The sequence below is a fragment of the Billgrantia sp. Q4P2 genome (assembly GCF_052806135.1).
Genome location: NZ_JBRBAI010000004.1, coordinates 192,082 through 212,533, shown reverse-complemented (window position 1 = coordinate 212,533; position 20,452 = coordinate 192,082). Strand labels below are relative to the sequence as shown.

17 protein-coding genes are annotated in these 20,452 nt (G+C 64.7%); 14 read left to right on the top strand and 3 right to left on the bottom strand.

Annotated elements, in window-relative coordinates; translation table 11 throughout:
• Nucleotides 1–30 precede the first annotated feature (30 nt).
• The 4 genes from ACUY1T_RS08870 (at nucleotide 31) to ACUY1T_RS08855 (ending at nucleotide 6,269) form a co-directional block, all read left to right on the top strand.
• Nucleotides 31–1,101 carry an FAD:protein FMN transferase gene (locus ACUY1T_RS08870; RefSeq protein WP_446021947.1) on the top strand — a complete coding sequence of 357 codons (1,071 nt, stop codon included), beginning with the start codon at nucleotides 31–33 and terminating at the stop codon, nucleotides 1,099–1,101.
• A gap of 105 nt (nucleotides 1,102–1,206) precedes the next feature.
• Nucleotides 1,207–2,574: a bifunctional UDP-N-acetylglucosamine diphosphorylase/glucosamine-1-phosphate N-acetyltransferase GlmU gene (gene glmU, locus ACUY1T_RS08865; RefSeq protein WP_446022439.1), complete on the top strand. Its 1,368-nt coding sequence runs from the start codon at nucleotides 1,207–1,209 to the stop codon at nucleotides 2,572–2,574.
• A gap of 20 nt (nucleotides 2,575–2,594) precedes the next feature.
• Nucleotides 2,595–4,430 carry a glutamine--fructose-6-phosphate transaminase (isomerizing) gene (gene glmS, locus ACUY1T_RS08860; RefSeq protein WP_446021945.1) on the top strand — a complete coding sequence of 612 codons (1,836 nt, stop codon included), beginning with the start codon at nucleotides 2,595–2,597 and terminating at the stop codon, nucleotides 4,428–4,430.
• 75 nt (nucleotides 4,431–4,505) lie between these two features.
• Complete coding sequence (locus ACUY1T_RS08855) at nucleotides 4,506–6,269, top strand: DUF945 family protein (RefSeq protein WP_446021943.1); 1,764 nt, start codon at nucleotides 4,506–4,508, stop codon at nucleotides 6,267–6,269.
• 41 nt (nucleotides 6,270–6,310) lie between these two features.
• Here the strand turns inward: ACUY1T_RS08855 and ACUY1T_RS08850 are convergent, their stop codons facing one another.
• Nucleotides 6,311–6,904, bottom strand: coding sequence for a phosphatase PAP2 family protein (locus tag ACUY1T_RS08850; RefSeq protein ID WP_446021941.1), 594 nt, complete (start codon nucleotides 6,902–6,904; stop codon nucleotides 6,311–6,313).
• Nucleotides 6,905–7,021: 117 nt separating this feature from the next.
• Between ACUY1T_RS08850 and ACUY1T_RS08845 the strand changes: the two genes are divergently transcribed.
• Complete coding sequence (locus ACUY1T_RS08845; protein WP_446021939.1) at nucleotides 7,022–7,888, top strand: DUF72 domain-containing protein; 867 nt, start codon at nucleotides 7,022–7,024, stop codon at nucleotides 7,886–7,888.
• Between the two features lie 130 nt (nucleotides 7,889–8,018).
• The gene (locus ACUY1T_RS08840) at nucleotides 8,019–9,365 is read left to right on the top strand and encodes a sodium-dependent transporter (protein WP_446021937.1); all 1,347 of its coding nucleotides are present in this window, start codon (nucleotides 8,019–8,021) and stop codon (nucleotides 9,363–9,365) included.
• Between the two features lie 68 nt (nucleotides 9,366–9,433).
• On the opposite strand, the gene ACUY1T_RS08835 is transcribed toward ACUY1T_RS08840, so the two are convergent.
• Nucleotides 9,434–9,634 (bottom strand): PA3496 family putative envelope integrity protein, encoded by a 201-nt coding sequence (locus ACUY1T_RS08835; RefSeq protein WP_446021936.1) that lies wholly within the window; start codon nucleotides 9,632–9,634, stop codon nucleotides 9,434–9,436.
• Nucleotides 9,635–9,824: 190 nt separating this feature from the next.
• Here ACUY1T_RS08835 and hexR point away from each other — a divergent pair, with 190 nt between their 5' ends.
• From hexR to ACUY1T_RS08820, 3 genes are all read left to right on the top strand, one after another.
• Complete coding sequence (gene hexR / locus ACUY1T_RS08830) at nucleotides 9,825–10,688, top strand: transcriptional regulator HexR (RefSeq protein WP_446021934.1); 864 nt, start codon at nucleotides 9,825–9,827, stop codon at nucleotides 10,686–10,688.
• Nucleotides 10,689–11,090: 402 nt separating this feature from the next.
• Complete coding sequence (gene uvrD, locus ACUY1T_RS08825; RefSeq protein ID WP_446021932.1) at nucleotides 11,091–13,298, top strand: DNA helicase II; 2,208 nt, start codon at nucleotides 11,091–11,093, stop codon at nucleotides 13,296–13,298.
• A gap of 136 nt (nucleotides 13,299–13,434) precedes the next feature.
• The gene (locus ACUY1T_RS08820; protein WP_446021930.1) at nucleotides 13,435–14,523 is read left to right on the top strand and encodes a TRAP transporter substrate-binding protein; all 1,089 of its coding nucleotides are present in this window, start codon (nucleotides 13,435–13,437) and stop codon (nucleotides 14,521–14,523) included.
• A gap of 66 nt (nucleotides 14,524–14,589) precedes the next feature.
• On the opposite strand, the gene ACUY1T_RS08815 is transcribed toward ACUY1T_RS08820, so the two are convergent.
• A complete protein-coding gene (locus ACUY1T_RS08815) occupies nucleotides 14,590–14,997 on the bottom strand; it encodes an acyl-CoA thioesterase (protein WP_446021928.1) in 408 nt (135 codons plus the stop codon).
• Nucleotides 14,998–15,147: 150 nt separating this feature from the next.
• Between ACUY1T_RS08815 and ACUY1T_RS08810 the strand changes: the two genes are divergently transcribed.
• From ACUY1T_RS08810 to phoU, 5 genes are read left to right on the top strand one after another with little or no spacing between them, the layout of a single operon-like run.
• Entirely contained in the window at nucleotides 15,148–16,110 is a 963-nt protein-coding gene (locus ACUY1T_RS08810) for a phosphate ABC transporter substrate-binding protein (protein WP_446021926.1), read from the top strand.
• A gap of 43 nt (nucleotides 16,111–16,153) precedes the next feature.
• The gene (locus ACUY1T_RS08805; protein ID WP_446021924.1) at nucleotides 16,154–17,287 is read left to right on the top strand and encodes an ABC transporter permease subunit; all 1,134 of its coding nucleotides are present in this window, start codon (nucleotides 16,154–16,156) and stop codon (nucleotides 17,285–17,287) included.
• On the top strand, nucleotides 17,284–18,852 hold the full coding sequence (gene pstA / locus ACUY1T_RS08800; RefSeq protein WP_446021923.1) for a phosphate ABC transporter permease PstA: 1,569 nt from the start codon (nucleotides 17,284–17,286) through the stop codon (nucleotides 18,850–18,852). The genes ACUY1T_RS08805 and pstA overlap by 4 nt, the downstream gene beginning before the upstream one ends.
• Nucleotides 18,853–18,869: 17 nt before the next feature.
• Nucleotides 18,870–19,682: a phosphate ABC transporter ATP-binding protein PstB gene (gene pstB, locus ACUY1T_RS08795; protein WP_446021921.1), complete on the top strand. Its 813-nt coding sequence runs from the start codon at nucleotides 18,870–18,872 to the stop codon at nucleotides 19,680–19,682.
• Between the two features lie 24 nt (nucleotides 19,683–19,706).
• A complete protein-coding gene (gene phoU, locus ACUY1T_RS08790; protein WP_263581816.1) occupies nucleotides 19,707–20,435 on the top strand; it encodes a phosphate signaling complex protein PhoU in 729 nt (242 codons plus the stop codon).
• Nucleotides 20,436–20,452 lie beyond the last annotated feature (17 nt).

The following is a 20,452-nucleotide window of genomic DNA, read 5'->3' as shown; positions in this document are numbered from 1 at the left end:
GCATCACTCTGATCAAGGAGTCCTGTTACCATGAACTCTGTCCTGCGTCCTGTGGTTGTCTTTGCGCTGTGCCTGGGATTGCTGCTCACCGGCTGCTCGGAGAACGACCGCCCGCTGGATTCACCGGTCCGGCTGGAGGGCGGCATCTTCGGCACCTTCTACCAGGTGACCATCGCCGACAGCCTGACCCAGGGCCAGGCGCGAGAACTGGAGGAGGGGCTGCTCGAGGTGCTCGAGCAGGTGGATGCCGCCATGTCGATCTATCGCGACGACTCGGAGCTGATGGCCTTCAACCAGGCGCCGCTCGGTGAATGGCAACCGCTCTCCAACGAGTTGATCGAGGTACTGGCGATCAGCCAATCGGTGGCCGAGGCGAGCAACGGTGCCTTCGACGTGACCATCGGCGGGCTGGTCAACCTGTGGAGCTTCGGCTCAGAGGCGCGTCCGCGGGAGGTGCCCGATGCCGAAACCCTGCGGGCGCGCCTGGACGAGGTCGGCCCCGACAGTATCGAGATCGACGAGAATGCCATGCAGGCACGCCGGCTGCGTGACGTGTTCGTCGATCTCGGTGGCGTGGCCAAGGGGCACGCCACCGACCGGGTTGCCGCCTACCTGGACGGGCAGTCCATAGAACATTACCTGGTCAACCTGGGTGGTGACCTGGTCACGCGCGGCTATCGCGATGGTGAAGGCGAGCCTTGGCGCATCGGCGTCGAGGCGCCGCTCGACGACCGCCAGGAAGCCACCCATATCGTGCCGTTGCACGACATCTCGGTAGCAACCTCGGGGGATTACCGCAACTATTTCGAAGAGAATGGACAACGCTTCTCGCATACCATCGACCCGCGTACCGGCCATCCCATCAGGCATCATGTGGCCTCGGCGACGGTAGCACATCCTTCCAACGCCTGGGCCGACGCCTGGGCTACGGCGATGATGGTGATGGGTGACGAGGAGGGTCTGGCACTGGCGCGTGATCAGGGTCTCAAGGTACTGCTGCTGGTGCGCGAGGGCGAAGGCTGGAGCAGTCTGGCGAGTCCTGCGTTCGCCGACTATCTCGGTGGGGAACTGAGCGATGAGATGGGCCTGGAAGTGCGCTGAAGCTGCCGCGTTGAGAACGCTGCGATCGCCTTCTATCAAGAGGAGAGGGGCGAATCGCCGGGCCCCCGATGAACTGGAGCCAATCGAATGGACAAGGAGTCTTCGATGACCCTGGATGTGGTGATTCTGGCAGCCGGGCAGGGCACGCGGATGCGTTCGACCCTGCCCAAGGTGCTGCATCGCCTGGCTGGCAAACCGATGGTGCGTCACGTGCTCGACACCGCACGCGAACTCGAGGCGGATCGCCTGCACGTGGTGGTCGGCCACGGCGCCGAACGGGTACGCGAGGCACTCTGCGACTATCCGGTACGCTTTGCGCTGCAAGCCGAACAGAAGGGTACCGGCCACGCGGTGGCCCAGGCGCTGGATGGCCTGGGCGACGGCAGGGTGCTGGTGCTGTATGGCGACGTGCCGCTGATTCGGCGCGAAACCCTGGCTGCCCTGCTGGAGGAAGTAAGCGAGTCGCGCATGGGGCTGCTCACCGTGACCCTGGATGATCCGAGCGGCTATGGGCGGATCCTGCGCAACGCCGACGGCCAGGCGGTGGCCATCATCGAGCAAAAGGATGCCAGCGAGAACGAGTTGGCGATCCGCGAGTGCAATACCGGCATCATGGCCATGACCGCATCCCAGCTGAAGCGCTGGCTGCCGAGGCTCTCTGCCGACAATGCCCAGGGCGAGTACTACCTGACCGACGTCATCGCCATGGCCGCCGCCGAGGGGGTCGCCATCGCCACCGCCCAGCCCACCGATCCGCTGGAGGTGGAGGGGGTCAACAACCGCTTGCAGATGGCTCGCCTCGAGCGCGCTCATCAGATGCACATTGCCGAGCAGCTCATGGCTCAAGGCGTTGCGCTGCTCGATCCGTCACGCATCGACGTGCGCGGTCGCCTGAGCTGCGGACACGATGTCGAGATCGACGTCGGCTGCGTGTTCGAGGGTGAGGTAGAGTTGGGCGAGGGCGTACGTATTGGGTCCCACTGCGTGATACGGGACAGCCATATCGGCGCCGAAACCGTCATCGAGCCCCATAGTGTGATCGAGGGTACCGTGGCGGCCGGGCACAACCGCGTCGGGCCCTTTGCCCGACTGCGCCCCGGCACACGCCTGGCGGTGGGCGCGAAGGTGGGCAACTTCGTCGAGACCAAGAACGCCGAGGTGGGCGAGGGTAGCAAGATCAACCACCTGAGCTACGTGGGGGATGCGCGGTTGGGGCGTGACGTCAACGTTGGGGCCGGCACCATCACCTGCAACTACGACGGCGCCAACAAGCATCGCACCGAGATCGGCGATGACGCCTTCATCGGCTCCAATACCGCCCTGGTGGCGCCGGTCAGCGTCGGCCGTGGTGCCACGGTCGGTGCCGGCTCGACCATCAGCAAGGACGTGCCCGACAACGCCCTGGCCGTTTCACGCGGGCGCCAGATCGGCAAGACCGACTGGGTGCGGCCGGCCAAGAAGACCCGAGACTGAAGCAAGCGCGAGGAATCGTCATGTGTGGAATCGTCGGTGCCGTTGCCGAGCGCAACGTGGAAGGCATCCTGCTCGAAGGACTCAGGCGGCTGGAGTATCGCGGCTATGATTCGGCCGGCATGGCCGTGCTCGCCAGTTCCGGTGAGCTGTGTCGCCGCCGTGCGCTGGGCAAGGTGGCCGCTCTCGAGGCCATGCTTGAGGAGGCAGCCCTGCCGGGTCGCTGTGGCATTGCCCACACTCGCTGGGCCACTCATGGCAAGCCCAGCGAGGAGAATGCCCACCCGCACCAGTCGGGCGATCGGCTGGCGCTGGTGCACAACGGCATCATCGAGAATCACGAGCCGCTGCGGCGTGAACTGCAGGCAGGCGGCTATGCCTTCTCCTCGCAGACCGATACCGAGGTGGTGGCCCACCTGCTGGAGCGCGAGTACCAGCATGGCGATGGCCTGCTGGCCGCCGTCCAGCGTGGCCTGGCGCGCCTCGAGGGCGCCTATGCGTTGGCGGTGGTACATGCCGATGAGCCCGACGTTGTCGTCGGCGCGCGCAAGGGCAGTCCGCTGGTGGTGGGGGTAGGCATCAATGAAGCCTTCCTCGGCTCGGATCCGTTGGCGCTGCTGCAGGTCACCGACCGATTCATCTACCTGTTGGAAGGCGATGTGGTACGGCTCGCCAACGGCGGCCGCATCGAGATCTTCGACGCCCAGGGTCATGCCGTGCAGCGTCCGGTTCATACCTTCGAGCATGGCGAAGGTGCCACCAGCAAGGGTGAGTACCGCCACTTCATGCAGAAGGAAATCTTCGAACAGCCGGCAGTGATCGCGGCCGCCCTCGAGGGACGCTTGGGCGAACGCACCGTGCCGGTCGAGTGCTTCGGCCCCGATGCCGAGGCGCTGTTCGAGCGGGTCAAGCAGGTGCATATCGTGGCCTGCGGCACCAGCTATCACGCCGGCCTGGTGGCGCGCTACTGGCTCGAGCGCTATGCCGGCATACCCGTGCAGGTGGAGGTGGCCTCGGAGTATCGCTACCGCACCGTGGTGGTGCCCGAGGATACCCTGTTCGTCACCCTGTCGCAGTCGGGCGAGACCGCCGATACCCTGGCGGCACTGCGCTTCGCCCGTGAGCAGGGCTATCTCGGCAGCCTGGCGATCTGCAACGTACCGGGAAGCTCATTGGTGCGGGAATCGGACCTGACCCTGATGACCCAGGCTGGACCCGAGATCGGTGTCGCTTCCACCAAGGCCTTCACCACCCAACTTACCGCACTGATGCTGCTGACCCTGGCCATGGGTCGGGTCAAGGGGCTCGCCGCCGAGACCCAGGCCGACATAGTCGCCGGCTTGCGTGCCTTGCCGCGGCTGGTGAGCCGCGTACTGGACCTTGACGGCGAGATAGAGGCGCTGTCGACGGCGTTCGCCGAGAAGCACCATGCACTGTTCCTCGGGCGCGGGGCGCACTTCCCCATCGCCCTGGAAGGCGCTCTCAAGCTCAAGGAGATTTCCTACATCCATGCCGAGGCCTACCCCGCCGGCGAACTCAAGCACGGGCCGCTGGCCCTGGTCGACAGCGAGATGCCGGTCATTTCCGTCGCACCCAACGACGAATTGCTCGACAAGCTGAAATCGAACCTGCAGGAGGTCAGGGCAAGGGGCGGCGAACTCTTCGTGTTCGCCGACGAGCAGGTCGGCATCGTGGAGGAGGAGGGCGTCAGGGTGCTGTTGCTGCCCCATGTGCACGATGCCCTGGCCCCGATCCTGTATACCGTACCGCTGCAGCTGTTGAGCTATCACGTTGCCGTGCTCAAGGGCACCGATGTCGACCAGCCGCGCAACCTGGCCAAGTCGGTGACGGTAGAATGAAACTAGCATGAGGTAATCTTACTTTTCCCGTTTCTTGTCGTTAAACTTCGCATTTGAAGTCCGGCAGCAATAGGCGTGGCTTATTGTTGCCTAATTTCATTTAACGAAGAACGAGAAAAGGATATCGACGTGGGGAAAGGACAGAGTCAACGGGGAAGTGCCCTGAAGAAGTCAGTGGCGGTCATCGTAGGGTTAGCGCTCATCGCAGGCTTGGGAGCCCCCTACTGGATGGGGCGCCAGATAGAGCAGCATTACGCCGATTATCTACAGCAACTAGAAAACTTCGGTTATATCCAGGTAGATAACCTGCAGTATGAGCGTGACTGGTTCGAGGCACGCGCCAGTTATGAACTCGTTCTCGAGCCCGAGCTTGCCCAGGCATATGAACAACTCATCGCGGCGGGCATGGACGTGGAGTTCGAGGAAGAACCACTGCGGATCTTCGTGGACGACCGGATCACCCACGGCCCCTTCATGGGAGCCCTGGCCAGCCTCGAAGGACGAATCGACGGTTCGGGTTGGCTGTTCGAGCAATTGATCCAACTCGAAGACGACGAGGCAGTGTCTCGTTACACTGCCAAGATAGGCTTCGACCAGGTGGTGGTGGGCGAATGGGCGCCCATGCCGATGACGCTGGCCGCGGGACCGCTGCTCAGCGATTACGGCCTGGAGATGCGCTACGAGATCGACTACCAGGGCGGCGAATTCCGCTTCGACCCTGCCAAGGGCGAATACCGCAGCACCAATCGCATGGGCCAGGCCCGGTTGGAGGAACCCACCGCCATTCATACCTTCGAGAGTTCCACATCGAACCTTGTGGCCTCCTTTCCCCAGGGCGTTCTGCGTGAAGTCACCTTTGCCTCGAACGATGGCCCGATGCTGACGGAAAGTCGTGACCTGGAGCAGGCGAGCGACTCGCGAATCGAAGGTCAGAACGTCGAAATCAAACTTCTTTTCGATGACCAGGGGCGTTTCGAACATTTCTCGGCGCATCTCGACATGCAGGACTTCGAGTCCGAAGCGCCCGATCTCTATCTGACGATGGATGGCCTGGGGGCCGATATCGTTGCAACCCGCCAGGGCCTCAACAGCTGGTATGGGCACTTGGGCCTCAGCCTCGATGGGTTGGCGGTACGCGAGCAGCACTCACCGGGCTTTACGGCACAAAGCGCCAATATCCGCCTGGGGCTGGAACCGGAATCCGAGGCGCACTTCCAGGTTGCCCAGCTGTGGTCGGCCAACGATTTGCGGATTCAGGGGATGGAGGAGCCGATCGCCTTTCATGTCGAGTCGAGCTACGGGCAGTTGCCGCGTACCGAGTACGACACGCTGTGGAGCCTGATCTACGAAGCCATCGATAGCTTCCAACTGGACGATCCCGATGCCCTGCTGCCCGTTTTCGAGCGCATGGAGCACGCCGGGGAGGCGCTGGTGGCTGGCCGTTCCGTACTCTCCTTCAAGCCGGCCTCGTTCAGTATGGGCGATGCGGACATCGAGCTGGAGCTGGAAGCCGATCTGTTGTTGCAGGACCTTGCCGCCTTTGATGAAAGCAGCCTGCTCGATCCGGAGAATCGACTGGATCTGAGCGTAAACGCTTCCGCCTTGTTGCTGCACAAGGTGGCCCGTGAGTCGCTGCGCCAGCAGTACAACGGGATGCTTTCGGGTAACGAACTCGATGCGATGGCCAAGGACGTGGTGGCCGGAAGCGTGGAGCCGATGCTCGAGCTTGGTGTCGTTCGCCGCGAAGAGGACGGACGCTACACCCTGAAGCTGCAGCTACAGGACGGCCAGCTGCTGATGAACGGCGAACCCGGCGAGTGGCTGCTGGGGCAATTCTGAGCCGCCTTGAAGCAAACTAGTGGGTCAGGCAGGTGGAGCGCTCAGCGCTCCACCCAGCCACGGCGAATCAGCGGGGCGAACAGCAGGCGATAGAGCCGCATGGCCACATGGTGGTAGAAGGGCAGGATCAGCCAACTGCGGCTGGCGCCGACCAGAGTGGCCATACCCACGGCCAGCAGCAGCGCACCGAACATGTCCTGAGGAAAGTGCACGCCGAGAAATACCCGCGCCCAGGCCACCGGTACCGTTAGTAGCAGCAGGTAGCGCCCGATGCGTCGGGTCCCGCCATGCAGCAGCAGGCTGCAGGCCATGGTCAGCATGATCGTGGCATGGTTGCTGGGAAAGGCCGGGGTCGGCGCATGTTCCAGGAACGTCTGTCCCACGGGGATCATGAATGGCCGTGGGCTGGGCCAGAGATGACCGATCAGCCAACTCGCCGTCAGGGCCAGCACGGTGGCCACGAAAGCCTCGAGTAGAGGGCGTTTCAGGCGATCGTTGCCGCGTAGCCAGCCGATGACCAGCAGGGCCGGCACCAGCCAGATCAGGTAAACGGCGAAGACCTCTGCCAGCAGCAGCAGGCGAGGGTCGCTGTCGGGCGCAGCGTTGAGCCGGGCAAACAGGGCAAGATTGAGCATCGTATCCATGGACGTTGGGGCGCAGCAGTGGGGCGCATCTTCCTTGTGCAGCGTGGGGCGGGCAGCTCATGCTGCCACTCGCCAGGCATCGTTTCCGATTATTTTTGTTACAGGAGTATGACAAGGTTGTCCAGGCTGTATCTCGGTTTGCCCATGTGGGCCAATCCCGAGTGGTGTGGCTCCCTTTACCCACCCTATGGCGCCCAGCAGGGCTGGCTGACCGACTACGCCCGGGTTTTCTCCGCGGTGGAGGGAAACACGACCTTCTATAGTGGTGCGCCCAGGCCGGAGACGGTGGCAGGCTGGTCGCGCCAGGTACCTGCGCACTTCCGCTTCTGCTTCAAGCTGCCGGCGACATTGACCCATGAGCAACGCCTCCAAGGGGTCGAGGCGGGTTTCGATGCCTTCCTCGAAGCGCTCGAGCCGCTGCACGATCGTCTGGGGCCGCTCCTCGTCCAGCTACCGCGGGATTTCGGTTACGCTGAGCTGTCTCGGCTCGAGGCGTTGCTCTCGCGCTGGCCGGCCGCCATTCCCTGTGCCGTGGAGGTTCGCCACCCCGAGTTTTTCCACAAGGGGACAGCAGAAGTCGCCTTGAACCGCCTGTTGATAACTCACGGCGCCAACCGTGCCATGCTCGACGTCCGCGCACTATTTTCGACCCCGGCAGAGGGCAGTCCGGCCCTGGCCCACGCCCAGAGCGAAAAGCCAAGATGCCCATTACACGTGCTTTCCACGGGGAAACAGCCGCTGATTCGCTTCATCGGGCATCTCGATGAGGCAATCAACTGGAATTACTTCCAGCCCTGGATAAACCAGATCAGGCTGTGGATAAAACAGGGGAAAACCCCTTTTTTGTTTGTGCATACCGCTAACAACCGCCAGGCGCCGCAGTTGGCCAGGCGGCTCTATCAAGCCTTTGCCGACGACATCGGCCTGCTGCCGCTGGGTGACTTTGCCGGGGAGCGTCAAACGAGCCTGTTCTAAGCCTATCGCTGCTGGCCTTCGAGCGTATGATCGGATAGATTTGCCAACATTCGAGCCAAAAACCTTCCTATCTTCTGTGTTTTTGCGCTTGAGAAAGATCAACAACCAGATACACAACAATAGGTGAACCATGTCTAAACTCGTCCATGCGCAGTGGTCATCGAAGATGACCTTCGTGCTCGCGGCTGCCGGTTCGGCCGTGGGGCTAGGCAACATCTGGCGCTTTTCCTACATGGTGGGAGACAACGGTGGCGCCGCCTTCGTGCTCGTTTACCTCGCCTGCGTGGCGGTGGTCGGCCTGCCCGTGCTGGTCGCCGAGTGGCTGATCGGCCGGCGTGGCCAGAAAAATCCCATCAATGCCATGGCCGAGCTGGCCGGCAAGAACGGTCAGCCCAAGGCCTGGGCGCTGGTGGGGGCCAGCGGGGTACTGGCTGCTTTCCTGATCCTGTCCTTCTACAGCGTGATCGGGGGCTGGTCGCTCTCCTACACCCTGGGATCGGTCACCGGGGCTTTCACCGGTCAGGATGCCGACGGCGTCGGTGCTATCTTTACGGGACTGCTGGGCAACCCGGGCCTGCTGCTGCTGTGGCATACCGCGTTCATGGCGCTGGTGGTGTGGATCGTGGCGCGCGGCGTGACCAAGGGGCTGGAGGGTGCGGTACGCACCATGATGCCGGCCCTGGTGGTGCTGATGCTGATACTGGTGGGCTACGGCATGACCACCGGTCACTTCGGCGAAGCGCTGGCCTTCATGTTCCGCCCGGACTGGAGCGCACTGACGGGAGGCGTGGTGCTGGCGGCCATGGGCCAGGCCTTCTTCACCCTGTCGCTGGGCATGGGCATCATGATGGCCTACGGCTCCTACCTGGGCGAGGACGTCAACCTGCTGGGTACCGCCCGCACGGTGATCATTCTCGATACCGGCATCGCCTTGCTGGCTGGCCTGGCGATCTTCCCCATCGTCTTCGCCAACGGCCTGAGCGCTGGTGAAGGGCCGGGGCTGATCTTCGTTACCCTGCCGCTGGCCTTCGGCAACATGACCGGTGGCATGCTGCTGGGCTTGATGTTCTTCCTGCTGCTGACCTTCGCCGCGCTGACTTCGGCCATTTCCCTGCTGGAGCCGGTAGTGGAGTTCGTCGAGGAGCGTACGCCGCTGTCACGCGTGGTGGCTACCCTGGCGGGGGGTGTGGCGGTCTGGCTGCTGGGCATCGCGGCGCTGATGTCGTTCAACGTCTGGCCGGAGCCGGTGATGATGGGGCTCAACGTGTTCGATCTGCTGGATACCTTCACCAGCAAGATTCTGCTGCCGCTGACTGGGCTTGGGGCGATCATCTTCGTCGCCTGGTGCCTGGAGCGTCGCAGTGTCGCTGCCGAATTGAACCTGGTGGGGGGAAGCGAGAAGCTGTGGCATGTGGTGGCGCGCTACGTGGCACCGCTGGGTGTGATAGCGGTATTCGTTCACTCCCTGCTGGGGTGACGATCGCCTCCGAGCCCCGGATGGCGGGGCTCGGAGCGCCTGTTGTACGGCCGCGTCAAGCGGCCGTTTCAGTGTTTCTCGTCGTCGGCCAGTTCGGCGATATCGCGCTCCAACTGCTTGAACTCCTGATGCAGCTCGATGCCGCGTCGGGCGCGCAGGTTACGCTGGGCAGCGCTGCGGGAGCGCTTCTCGTGTTCGGCGACGTTGATGCTCATGAAGATGTCGAGAAGTTCGTTCTTGACGGAAGTGACCCGTTCGACCTTACTCATGATCGACTCTCCCTTCTTCTTCTGTGTCTTATCTTCTTCAGTGCAGCAAGATCAAATCACAGCATCTTTACTATACCCTACTTGACAGTTTCATGACGAAGTGGGCCATTTCACGCTTCCACGGAAATTCCCCCAAACGAGTCGGATCAGGCATACTGAACCTCTGCGTTCGTCCACCAAGGAGTTCAGCGTGAGCCGCGCCCTGTTCGATGAAATGAGACGCCGCATGGAGCACTTTCGCCGCTCCGAGCAGAAAGTGGCCCGCTTCGTGCTGCGTAACCCCGATGAAGTCATCCACATGCGCATCGTCGACCTGGCCACCGAAGCCAAGGTGAGCGAACCGACCGTGGTACGTTTCTGTCGGGCGCTGGGCTGCAACGGCTTCCAGGATTTCAAGCTCAAGCTGGCGCAGATGCTGGCATCGGGCAGCCAGTTCGCCCAATTCACGATGAACGACGACGACTCGGTCGCCGAGTTCTCGCAGAGCATCTTCGATTCCACCGTGGGTACCCTGCTGTCGGTGCGCGACCGACTCGACAACGATGCCATGAGCCGGGCGATCCAGGCCCTGGCCATGGCCAACCGGGTCGAGTTCTACGGCTTCGGCGCCTCCGGCGCGGTGGCTTTCGATGCCCAGCACAAGTTCTTTCGCCTGCAGATCTCCACCGCCGCTTATGCCGACCCGCACATGCAGAACATGTCGGCGGTGACGCTCAGGGAGGGCGACGTGGTGGTGGCGATCTCCCAGACCGGCCGTACCCGCGCCCTGGTGGCCAGCGTGCGTCTGGCCCGCGAGGCGGGCGCCACGGTGATCGGACTGTGCCCCAGCGGCTCGCCGCTGGCGGAGGAGGTGACCCTGCCGCTCTATATCGACGTGCACGAGGACACCGAGATCTATACGCCAATGAGTTCGCGGATTGCCCATCTGGTGCTGGTCGACGTGCTCGCCGTGGGCGTGGCCAAGACCCGCGGGCCGAGGCTCGCCGAGCAGCTCAAGGCGGTGAAGAAGAGCCTGACGCCGTTGCGCTTCCCCGAGCAGGAAGGCAAGCCCTAGCAGCCTGAACACGCGGCTTTTCCGGCGACAGGTCCCGGAGTGCCGGACCAAGGCGGAGGCGCTGTGAACCCATCCCTGGGCGCTACCTTCATCCCTGAAGGATGGCCTCCGCTTCGGCCTATCCCCGGCGCCGCTCGCTCGAGAACGGGCCGGGCGCGATGCAGATGGAGCGGACCTTAGCGCGGACGCTGACGCCAACGCAGCCGCGCGCGGAAATCGACAGGGATGTCGATTTAGCGTCGGCAAGAGGGACCTTGTTCCGACGCGACGCGCAGGCGGCCAGTGCCGCGTCAGGGTTTCGTCCGAGCGTGTCGCGAATCGTACCGCGCCTGCCAACTCCAGGTCTCATGGGGTTCAATATGCTAAGCTGGGCGACTAATTTTCCAGCGGCAGACCCCTTCCATGGATGACGTCACGGCGATTCTCGATCAGTTGAACCCGGCTCAGCGCGAGGCGGTGAGCGCGCCCCAGGGCAACATGCTGGTGCTGGCCGGTGCCGGCTCGGGCAAGACCCGGGTGCTGGTGCATCGCATCGCCTGGCTGATGCAGGCCGAGGGCCTGTCGCCCTATGCCGTGCTGGCGGTGACCTTCACCAACAAGGCCGCGCGCGAGATGCGCACGCGCCTCGAGGCGCTGCTGGGGCTGTCGCTGCGCAACGTCTGGGTCGGTACCTTCCACTCGATATCCCATCGCCTGCTGCGAACCCACTGGCAGGATGCGCGGCTGCCGCAGCACTTCCAGATCATCGACTCCGACGACCAACTGCGCCTGGTCAAGCGCCTGCTCAAGGAGCATCGGGTCGACGACGAGCGCTTCCCGCCGCGCCAGGTGCAGTACTTCATCTCCGGCTGCAAGGAGGAGGGGCTGCGCCCGCACCAGGTCGACGTACACGGCGACGCCTACATGGCCCAGATGGTCGAGCTCTACGAGCGCTACCAGCTCACCTGCGAGCGCGGCGGGCTGGTCGACTTCGGCGAGCTGCTGCTCAGAAGCCTGGAGCTGCTACGCGACAATCCGGCGCTGTTGGCCCACTACCAGGAGCGCTTCGCCCACGTGCTGGTCGACGAGTTCCAGGATACCAACACCCTGCAGTACGCCTGGCTCAAGCTGCTCACCGGCATGAAGACGCCGATGACCGTGGTCGGCGACGACGACCAGTCGATCTACGGCTGGCGCGGGGCGCGGATCGAGAACATTCGCCGCTTCGAGCGGGAGTTCACCGAGACGAAGACGGTGCGGCTGGAGCAGAACTACCGCTCCACCAGCGCCATTCTCGATGCCGCCAATGCGTTGATCAGCCACAACGCCGAGCGCATGGGCAAGGAGCTGTGGACGGCCGGCGCGCGCGGCGAGCCGATCTCGGTATATGCCGGCTTCAACGACCTCGACGAGGCGCGCTTCATCGTCGACACCATCAAGGAGAAGGTCGACGAGGGCTATCGGCGCCGCGACGTGGCCATCCTCTACCGCTCCAACGCCCAGTCGCGGGTGCTCGAGGAGATCCTGATCCGCCAGGGCATGCCCTATCGCATCTACGGTGGCCATCGCTTCTACGAGCGCCTGGAGATCAAGAATGCCCTGGCCTATCTGCGGCTGCTGCTCAACCGCGACGACGATGCTTCGCTCGAGCGCATCATCAACGTGCCGCCGCGTGGCATCGGTACGCGTACGGTAGAGCAGTTGCGCGAGCGCGCCCGGCTGGCCGGCGTGTCGCTGTGGCAGGCGTTGCACGACGGCCTGGCCGATGGTTCGCTGAAGGGGCGAGCCGGCGTTTCGCTGCAGGCCTTTGCCGACCTCGTCGAGCGGCTCGACAATGACACCGCCGGCATGGCGCTGCACGAGATCATCGCGCATGTGAACGAGATGTCCGGCCTGATCGAGCATCACCGCAACGAGAAGGGCGAGAAGGGCCAGGCCCGGGTCGAGAACCTGGAAGAACTGATCAACGCCGCTCGCGCCTTCACCCAGGGCGAGTCCTTCGACCCGCCCGAGGCCGGCGAGGGGGGCGTGGCGCTGGAGGCCTTCCTGGCCGAGGCGGCACTCAACGCCGGCGAGCACGAGGCCGACGAGTTCGAAGACAGCGTGCAGTTGATGACCCTGCACTCGGCCAAGGGGCTGGAGTTCCCGGTGGTCTTCATCGCCGGGGTCGAGGAGGGGCTGTTCCCGCACAAGATGTCGCTGGAAGAGCCCGGTCGCCTGGAAGAGGAGCGCCGGCTCTGCTATGTGGGCCTGACCCGGGCCATGCGCAAGCTCTACCTGACCCATTCGGAGCTCCGCCGCCTGCACGGCAAGGAGACCTTCCAGCGGCCGTCGCGCTTCCTGCGCGAGATTCCCGCGGAGTATCTGGAAGAAGTACGCCTGCGCGGCCAGATCTCGCGGCCGGTAACGGCGTCCCGGCCGGCGGTGGGGTTGTCCCGCCAGACCTCGGTCGATCCCGGCGGCGACCTGCCCAGCCTGAGCCTGGGCCAGCGGGTCCAGCACCCGGTCTTCGGCGAAGGCGTGATCCTCAATGCCGAGGGGGAGGGCGCGCGTGCCCGGGTGCAGGTCAGCTTCGAGGGAGAGGGTGACAAGTGGCTGGTGCTAGGCTTCGCCAAGCTCACCCCTTTGTAGGGGATGGTGAGGGGTACGTTGACGTCTACGTCAAAAGGCGCGCTTGCTGCCCAAATTGGCATTAAGCATACTCACAGGCGGACATATCGCGCTTGATTAGACGCGACTCAGAATAACCACAGGAGTCATGCTCGCCATGCAACGCCGCAAATTCCTCAAGACCGCTGGCCTCGGTGCCGCCGGTGTCGTCGCCGCGCCATTCGTATCCACCGCCAAGGCGCAGGAAACCATCACCTGGGACATGGTCACCTCCTGGCCGACCAACTTTCCGGCCTTGGGCACCGGTGCCAACGATTTCGCCCAGCGTATCGAGCAGCTCTCCAACGGCCGCATGCGCATTCGCGTACACGGTGCCGGCGAGCTGGTACCGCCACTGGAAGTCTTCGATGCCGTTGCCGCAGGCACGGCCGAGATGGGCCACTCCGCCGCCTACTATTGGCGTGGCAAGGTCGCCGCTTCGCAGTTCTTCACCGCCGTGCCGTTCGGCATGAACACCACCGAAACCAACGCCTGGCTCTATCACGGCGGCGGCCAGGAGCTGTGGGACGAAGTCTACGGCAAGCACAACCTCAAGCCGTTCGCCGTCGGTAACACCGGCGCGCAGATGGCCGGCTGGTTCAAGAAGGAAATCAACTCGCTCGAGGACATGCAGGGCCTCAAGCTGCGCCTGCCGGGCCTGGCCGGTGAAGCCATGAACGGCATCGGCGTGACCACGGTGAACATGCCTGGCGGTGAGATATTCACCTCGATGCAGACCGGCGTGCTCGACGCCGCCGACTGGGTCGGCCCCTACAACGACATGGCCTTCGGTCTGCACCAGGTGGCCGATTACTACTACACCTCGCCGTGGAACGAGCCCTCCGCGGTGCTGGAAGGTACCGTCAACCTCGACGCCTGGAACGCCCTGCCCGACGACCTCAAGGCGGTAGTGACCGAGGCGGCTCGTGCCTCCAACCTGGCGATGATCAGCGAGTTCGCCTACCGCAACGCTCAGGCGCTGGCCACCCTGGTGGAAGAGCACGGCGTGCAGCTGCGCAGCTTCCCCGAGGACGTCATGCAGGCTCTCTACGAGTCCTCGCAGCGCGCCATCCAGCAGCAGGTGGAGAGCGATCCCGATTCGGCCAAGGTGTACGAGTCCTACCAGGCCTTCCAGAAGCTGGTGCGCAACTTCAGCGACGTGGGTGAGTACCACTACCTCAAGACTCGCGAGAGCATCGGCGTCTGATCGTTCAGGCGAAGAACCCGACAGGGGCGCCAGGCGGCGCCCCTGTCGTTTCTGGGTGTGCGGCTCTCAGCCGGCCTGGTGCACGGCGCGAATGCGCCCCTTGTCGTCGAGCGCCACCATCACGAAACGGGCTTCGGTGACCTTGTGCAGTTCGCTGTTCTCGCGCTCGTGGGGCTGGCGTATCCAAACTTCCACGTCGATCTTGATCGAACTGTGGCCTATCTCGCGCACGGCGGTGAAGATATTGACCATCGAGCCGACGCGCACCGGGCACAGGAAGTCCATGGTCTCGATGGCCACGGTCGCGGTGCGGCCATGCGCTTCGCGGCCTGCCGTCAGCTCGGCGGCCTGATCCATGTGGTGCACCAACCAACCACCGGGAATGTCGCCGTAGAGGTTGGTATCCTGTCGATTGGCCAGTAACTTGAGGGTCAGTTGTCCCTGAGGGGCGGGCACGTCGTCGAGGTCGGTCATGGAATGTCGTAAGCTCGGCTTGTTGTTGTGGGTGGCGATATTGCATCGCAGCGACTTCAGTGCGCCATCTTATACGCCAAGGCCAACCCTCACCAGAGCTGCGACAACCTGTCAGTTCCGCTTCGTCTCCCAAGCATCGAGGAGCCCAGCATGATCTCCCTTCCTCAAGGTCGTGGCCGGCACAGGCTGCGGCAGGCTTGCTTCGCTGCGGTGCTGTCGTTCATGGTGGCGATGGCCCACGCGAGTGAGCCGGTCGGCACCCTGGGCATCGTCGGCTCCGACACCATGGCCGGGCTGATGCTGCGCTGGGGCGAGCAGCTTGGCGAGCGCCACCCGGGTATTCGCGTGCAGCTTCAGGCCAGCGGATCGGCCAGCGCCCCCCCGGCCCTGGCGGCCGGCACCACCCGGCTCGGTCCCATGTCGCGCCCGATGGATGAGGAGGAGCGCCAGGCCTTCATCCAGCGCCACGGCTATGCGCCGGTGGAAGTGGAGGTGGCCCGGGATGCGCTGGCGGTCATCGTCCACCGCCACCATGCGCTGGAATCGCTGCGCCTGGCAGAGGTCGATGCCATCTTCTCGCGCTCCCGTCGCTGTGGCGGCGAGCGTGACATCAACCGCTGGGAGCAGCTTGCCATCGATGACCGGGCCGGACGTATCGAGCTGCATGGGCGTAACCCGGCATCGGGCAGCTATGGGCTCTTTCGCCAGCGCGCACTGTGCGGGGGTGAATACCGCCAGCGTCTCAACGAGCACCCCGGTTCGGCGGCCATCGTGGCGGCGGTGACGGAGAGCCGCGAGGCGATCGGCTATGTCGGCCTCAATCACCTGACGCCAGGGGTCAAGCCCCTGGCCCTGGAGGACGCCGAAGGCAGTCTGAGCTTCCCCGGAGCCGAGCAGGTTCGCCGCGGCGACTATCCGCTGAGCCGGGCGCTCTACCTCTATGCCAACCTGCCGCCGGGCGAGGTGCTTTCAGGACCGGAGCGGGCGCTACTGGAACTCATCCTCTCGCCTGAGGGCCAGCAGACGGTCACCGAGTTGGGTTTCGTGGCGCTGTCGGACGCGGCGTTGGCGTCTCAGCGTGAGCGACTGAGGCTGGACGGCTCGCTGCCGTGACGCTGTCATCCAACTGTCATCAAGCCGTTATACGCTGCCGATCATGATAGAGCCCTCTCCCGTTTCCTCCCCCTCCCGGCCTCTGTGGCGCCGGCAGCGCGATCGGCTGGCTACCGCCCTGATCACGGCCGGAGGCATCGGAGTGATCGTGGCGGTGCTGGCCATCGGTGTGTTCCTGGTGATGGAAGTCATGCCGGCGCTGCTGGGGGGCGTCCTCGATTCGGCACGCATCCGCATGACGCTGACGCCGATGGCCTGGGGCACGCTGAAGGCGGCCTTCTGGGCGATGGCCTTCGCCATTCCCCTGGCATTGGGTGCTGCGGTCCATTCGGCGATGTTCATGTCGCAGCGCCTGCGCAGCCGCATGAAACCCACCCTGGAGATGATGGAAGCGCTTCCCGGGGTGGTGATCGGTTTCGTTGCCGGCCTGGTACTGGCCCCCTGGGTGGAGCGCCATCTGGCGGGTTCGCTGGCACTATTGCTGGTGTTGCCGCTGGGTGTGTTGCTGGCCGCCGCGGTGTGGCGGCGCCTGCCTTCGGCCGGGCGGCGTCGGCTGTCGCTGGCCCGGGCCGGGCTGTGGTTGGTGCCGTGGCTGGCCCTGCTGGCGTCACTTACCCTCACCCTCTCGCCCGGGTTCGAGTCGCTGCTGTTCGGTGGCGACCTGCGCGGCTGGCTGGATGCCGAGCTGGGGCTCGACTACGCCACGCGCAATGCCCTGATCGTGGGGCTGGCCATGGGCTTCGCCGTGATGCCGAGCGTCTATGCCCTGGCCGAGGATGCGCTCTCAGGCGTGCCGGGTCGACTCGGCGAGGGCGCGCACGCCTTGGGTGCGACGCGCTGGCAGACCCTGTGGCGGGTGGTGCTGCCGGCCGCCGCTCCCGGTGTCTTCGCCGCGGTGATGATCGGCACCGGCCGCGCCGTGGGCGAGACCATGATCGTACTGATGGCCAGCGGCAACACCGCCTTGATGAGCCTCAGCCCCTTCGAGGGCATGCGGACCATGGCGGCGGGCATCGCCGTCGAGCTGCCCGAGGCGGTGCCCGGCAGCGAGGCCTATCTGCTGCTGATGCTGGCGGCGCTGCTGCTGTTCCTGTTCACCTTCCTGGTCAATACCCTGGCCGAGGTGGTGAGAAGCCGGCTCAGACGTCGCTACCGCTGGCTCGATGGTTCGCCATGAGGGGGGGGCGCGTGAAGCTCGTCAAGCGTTGCCTGCCACGCTCGGAAGGTCCCTGGGCCTGGCTCGCTGCCGGTAGCGTGGCGCTATCGCTGCTGGCGCTGGGCGGGCTGCTGCTGCTCATCGCCGTGCGCGGGCTGGCCCACTTCTGGCCGGCAGCGGTGGTGCAGATCGAAATGGACGATGGCCGGGTAGTGGCTGGCCAGGCAGTGCGCGAGCTGCCGTTGGAGCGGGGACAAGGGCGAGAACGGCTCTATTTCACTGCCAACCGCGACCTCGACGGCCATGTCTGGCACTGGCTGCCAGTCGACGCCATCGTGGCGAGCGAGCGCCCACCAGAGCTGGTGGTACTGGAACGGCGGCGCCATGGCCAGTTCTTCGGCCGCCTGATCGCGGTGGGAGAGATCGGGGCGACACCAGGCCATGAACCTCGGCAGGCCGCTTGGGCCAGGCTCCAGGCCCGTCTGGCGGCACTTGAACAGCTGCGCAGCGAGCGCGAACGGTTGCGCCAGGAGGTGCTCAGGCCGTTGATACGCCGGCTCGATGCCAACCCGGACGACACTGACGCCCGGCGGGCACTGGCCGAGGCCAATGAGCACGTGCGCACTCTGCAGGAAGCGATGCGCGGCGAGTATGCGCTACTCGAGAGCATCGATGGGCAACGCCTGCTGCAGCCACTCGACGAGGTACTGCGCGCCTGGCAGCCCAATGCCATGTCGTTGCCGCAGAAGCTGGCCGCCTGGGCTGGCGGCGTATGGCGCTTCCTTGCCGAGGGCCCGCGTGATGGCAACGCGGCCGGCGGCGTGTGGCCGGCGATCTTCGGTACCGTGCTGATGGTGATGTTGATGTCGTTGCTGGTCACGCCCTTCGGCGTGCTGGCGGCGGTCTATCTCAACGAGGTGGCCCACCAGGGGCGGCTGACGAATCTGGTTCGCATCGCGGTGCGCAACCTGGCGGGGGTTCCCTCTATCGTTTACGGCGTGTTCGGCCTGGGGGTGTTCGTCTATGGTATCGGCGGTTCGCTCGACGAATGGTTCTTCAGTGACACCTTGCCATCCCCCACCTTCGGCACTGGGGGGCTGCTGTGGGCGTCGTTGACGCTGGCGCTGCTGACGCTGCCGGTGGTGATCGTGGCCACCGAGGAGGGGCTGGCAAGGATTCCCGTCCAGCAACGCGAAGGCGCCCTGGCGCTGGGGGCCACCCGATTCGAGACATTGGCCCGGGTGGTGCTGCCGATGGCGGTGCCGGCCATGCTCACCGGGGTGATCCTGGCGGTGGCCCGGGCCGCTGGCGAGGTGGCGCCATTGCTACTGGTCGGCGTGGCCAAGCTGGCGCCCCAGGTGCCGGTGGACGGCGAGTTCCCTTTCCTCCATCTTGAGCGCAAGTTCATGCACCTGGGCTACCACATCTACGATACGGCATTTCACGGCAGCGACGTGCAGGCTGCCATGCCGCTGGTGTACGCCACGGCGCTGCTCCTGGTGCTGGTCATTCTGGTGCTTAACCTGACTGCCATATTTCTGCGGCACTATTTTCGCGTGCGTCACGGTGTGCAGCCGCGTCCATGAGGAGGTAATACCCACCGATGACCTTGCCGTCCCGCTTCCAGCCCACCTCGGGTTCGATCATTGATTTTCCCCCCGAGACCAGCTGCTTCCAGATCGAGGGTCTGGGCCTGGCCTATGGCGGCAAGCCAGCGCTGCGGGGGGTCTCGCTGCGGGTGCCCCGGCACCGGGTCACGGCCTTCATCGGCCCGTCGGGCTGCGGCAAGTCGACCCTGCTGCGTGCGCTCAACCGCCTGCACGACCTCAACGAGGAGGTAAGCCACGAGGGCAGGATTCTGCTCGAAGGCGAGGACATCCATGCGCCAGAGGTGGCCGTGGACGAACTGCGTCGACGCGTCGGCATGGTGTTCCAGGTACCCAACCCGTTCCCCATGTCGATCTACGAGAACGTGGCCTTCGGCCTGCGCCTGCAGGGCGGGCTGACGCGACGGCGCATGGACGACATCGTCGAGTGGGCGCTGAACGCCGCGGCACTGTGGGACGAGGTGAAGGATCGCCTGCGCGCCTCGGCCTGGTCGCTCTCCGGCGGCCAGCAGCAGCGCCTGGTGATTGCCCGCTCACTGGCGGTGCGCCCCGAGGTGCTGCTGCTCGACGAGCCGGCCTCGGCGCTGGACCCGATCTCGACGCTGAAGATCGAGGAGCTGATTCGCGGCCTGAAGTCGCAGCTGACGCTGATACTCGTGACCCACAACATGCAGCAGGCGGCGCGGGTCTCCGACTACACCGCCTTCCTGCAGGACGGCGAACTGGTGGAGTACGCCCCCACCGATACCCTGTTCACCAACCCCAGCCTGCGTCGTACCGAGAACTACATCACCGGCCGCATGGCCTGACCGAGACCGCCCGAGGAGAGAACGATGGACATTACCAGCGATACCCACAGCCAGCACATCTCCCGTCAGTTCAATCAGGAGCTGGAAGCGCTCAAGACCCACCTGATGACCATGGGCGGGCTGGTCGAGCAGCAGGTCCAGGAGGCGATCCAGGCACTGCTCGAGGGCGACAGCCGACTGGCCGAGAAGGTGCGCGACCGCGACCGCGACGTCAACGCCATGCAGCTCAAGATCGACGACGAGTGCACGCGGGTGCTGGCGCGGCGGCAGCCGGCGGCATCCGACCTGCGCCTGGTGCTGGCGGTGATTCGTGCCACCGCCGACCTGGAGCGGATCGGCGACGAGGCGAGCAAGATCGCACGCAACGCCCTGACCCTGATCGACGGCGGCAACAACGTGCGCGGCCTGGTCGAGGTACGCCATATCAGCGAGCACGTGCGGCGCATGCTGCGCGATGCGCTGACCGCCTTCGCCCGCTTCGACACCGAGCTGGCCCTGCAGGTAGTGCACGAGGACGAATCGGTGGACGACGAGTACGGCAGCGCCATGCGCTCGCTGATGACCTTCATGATGGAGGACAGTCGAGCCATCGGCCCGGTGCTCAACGTGATGTGGATCTTGCGCGCGCTGGAGCGGGTCGGCGATCATGCCGACAATCTCGCCGAATACGTCATCTACCTGGTCAAGGGGCTCGACATTCGCCACATGGACCCGGCCCAGATCGACGAGGATGCGCTGACACGCAAGGAATAACCATTCAGAGGATCTCG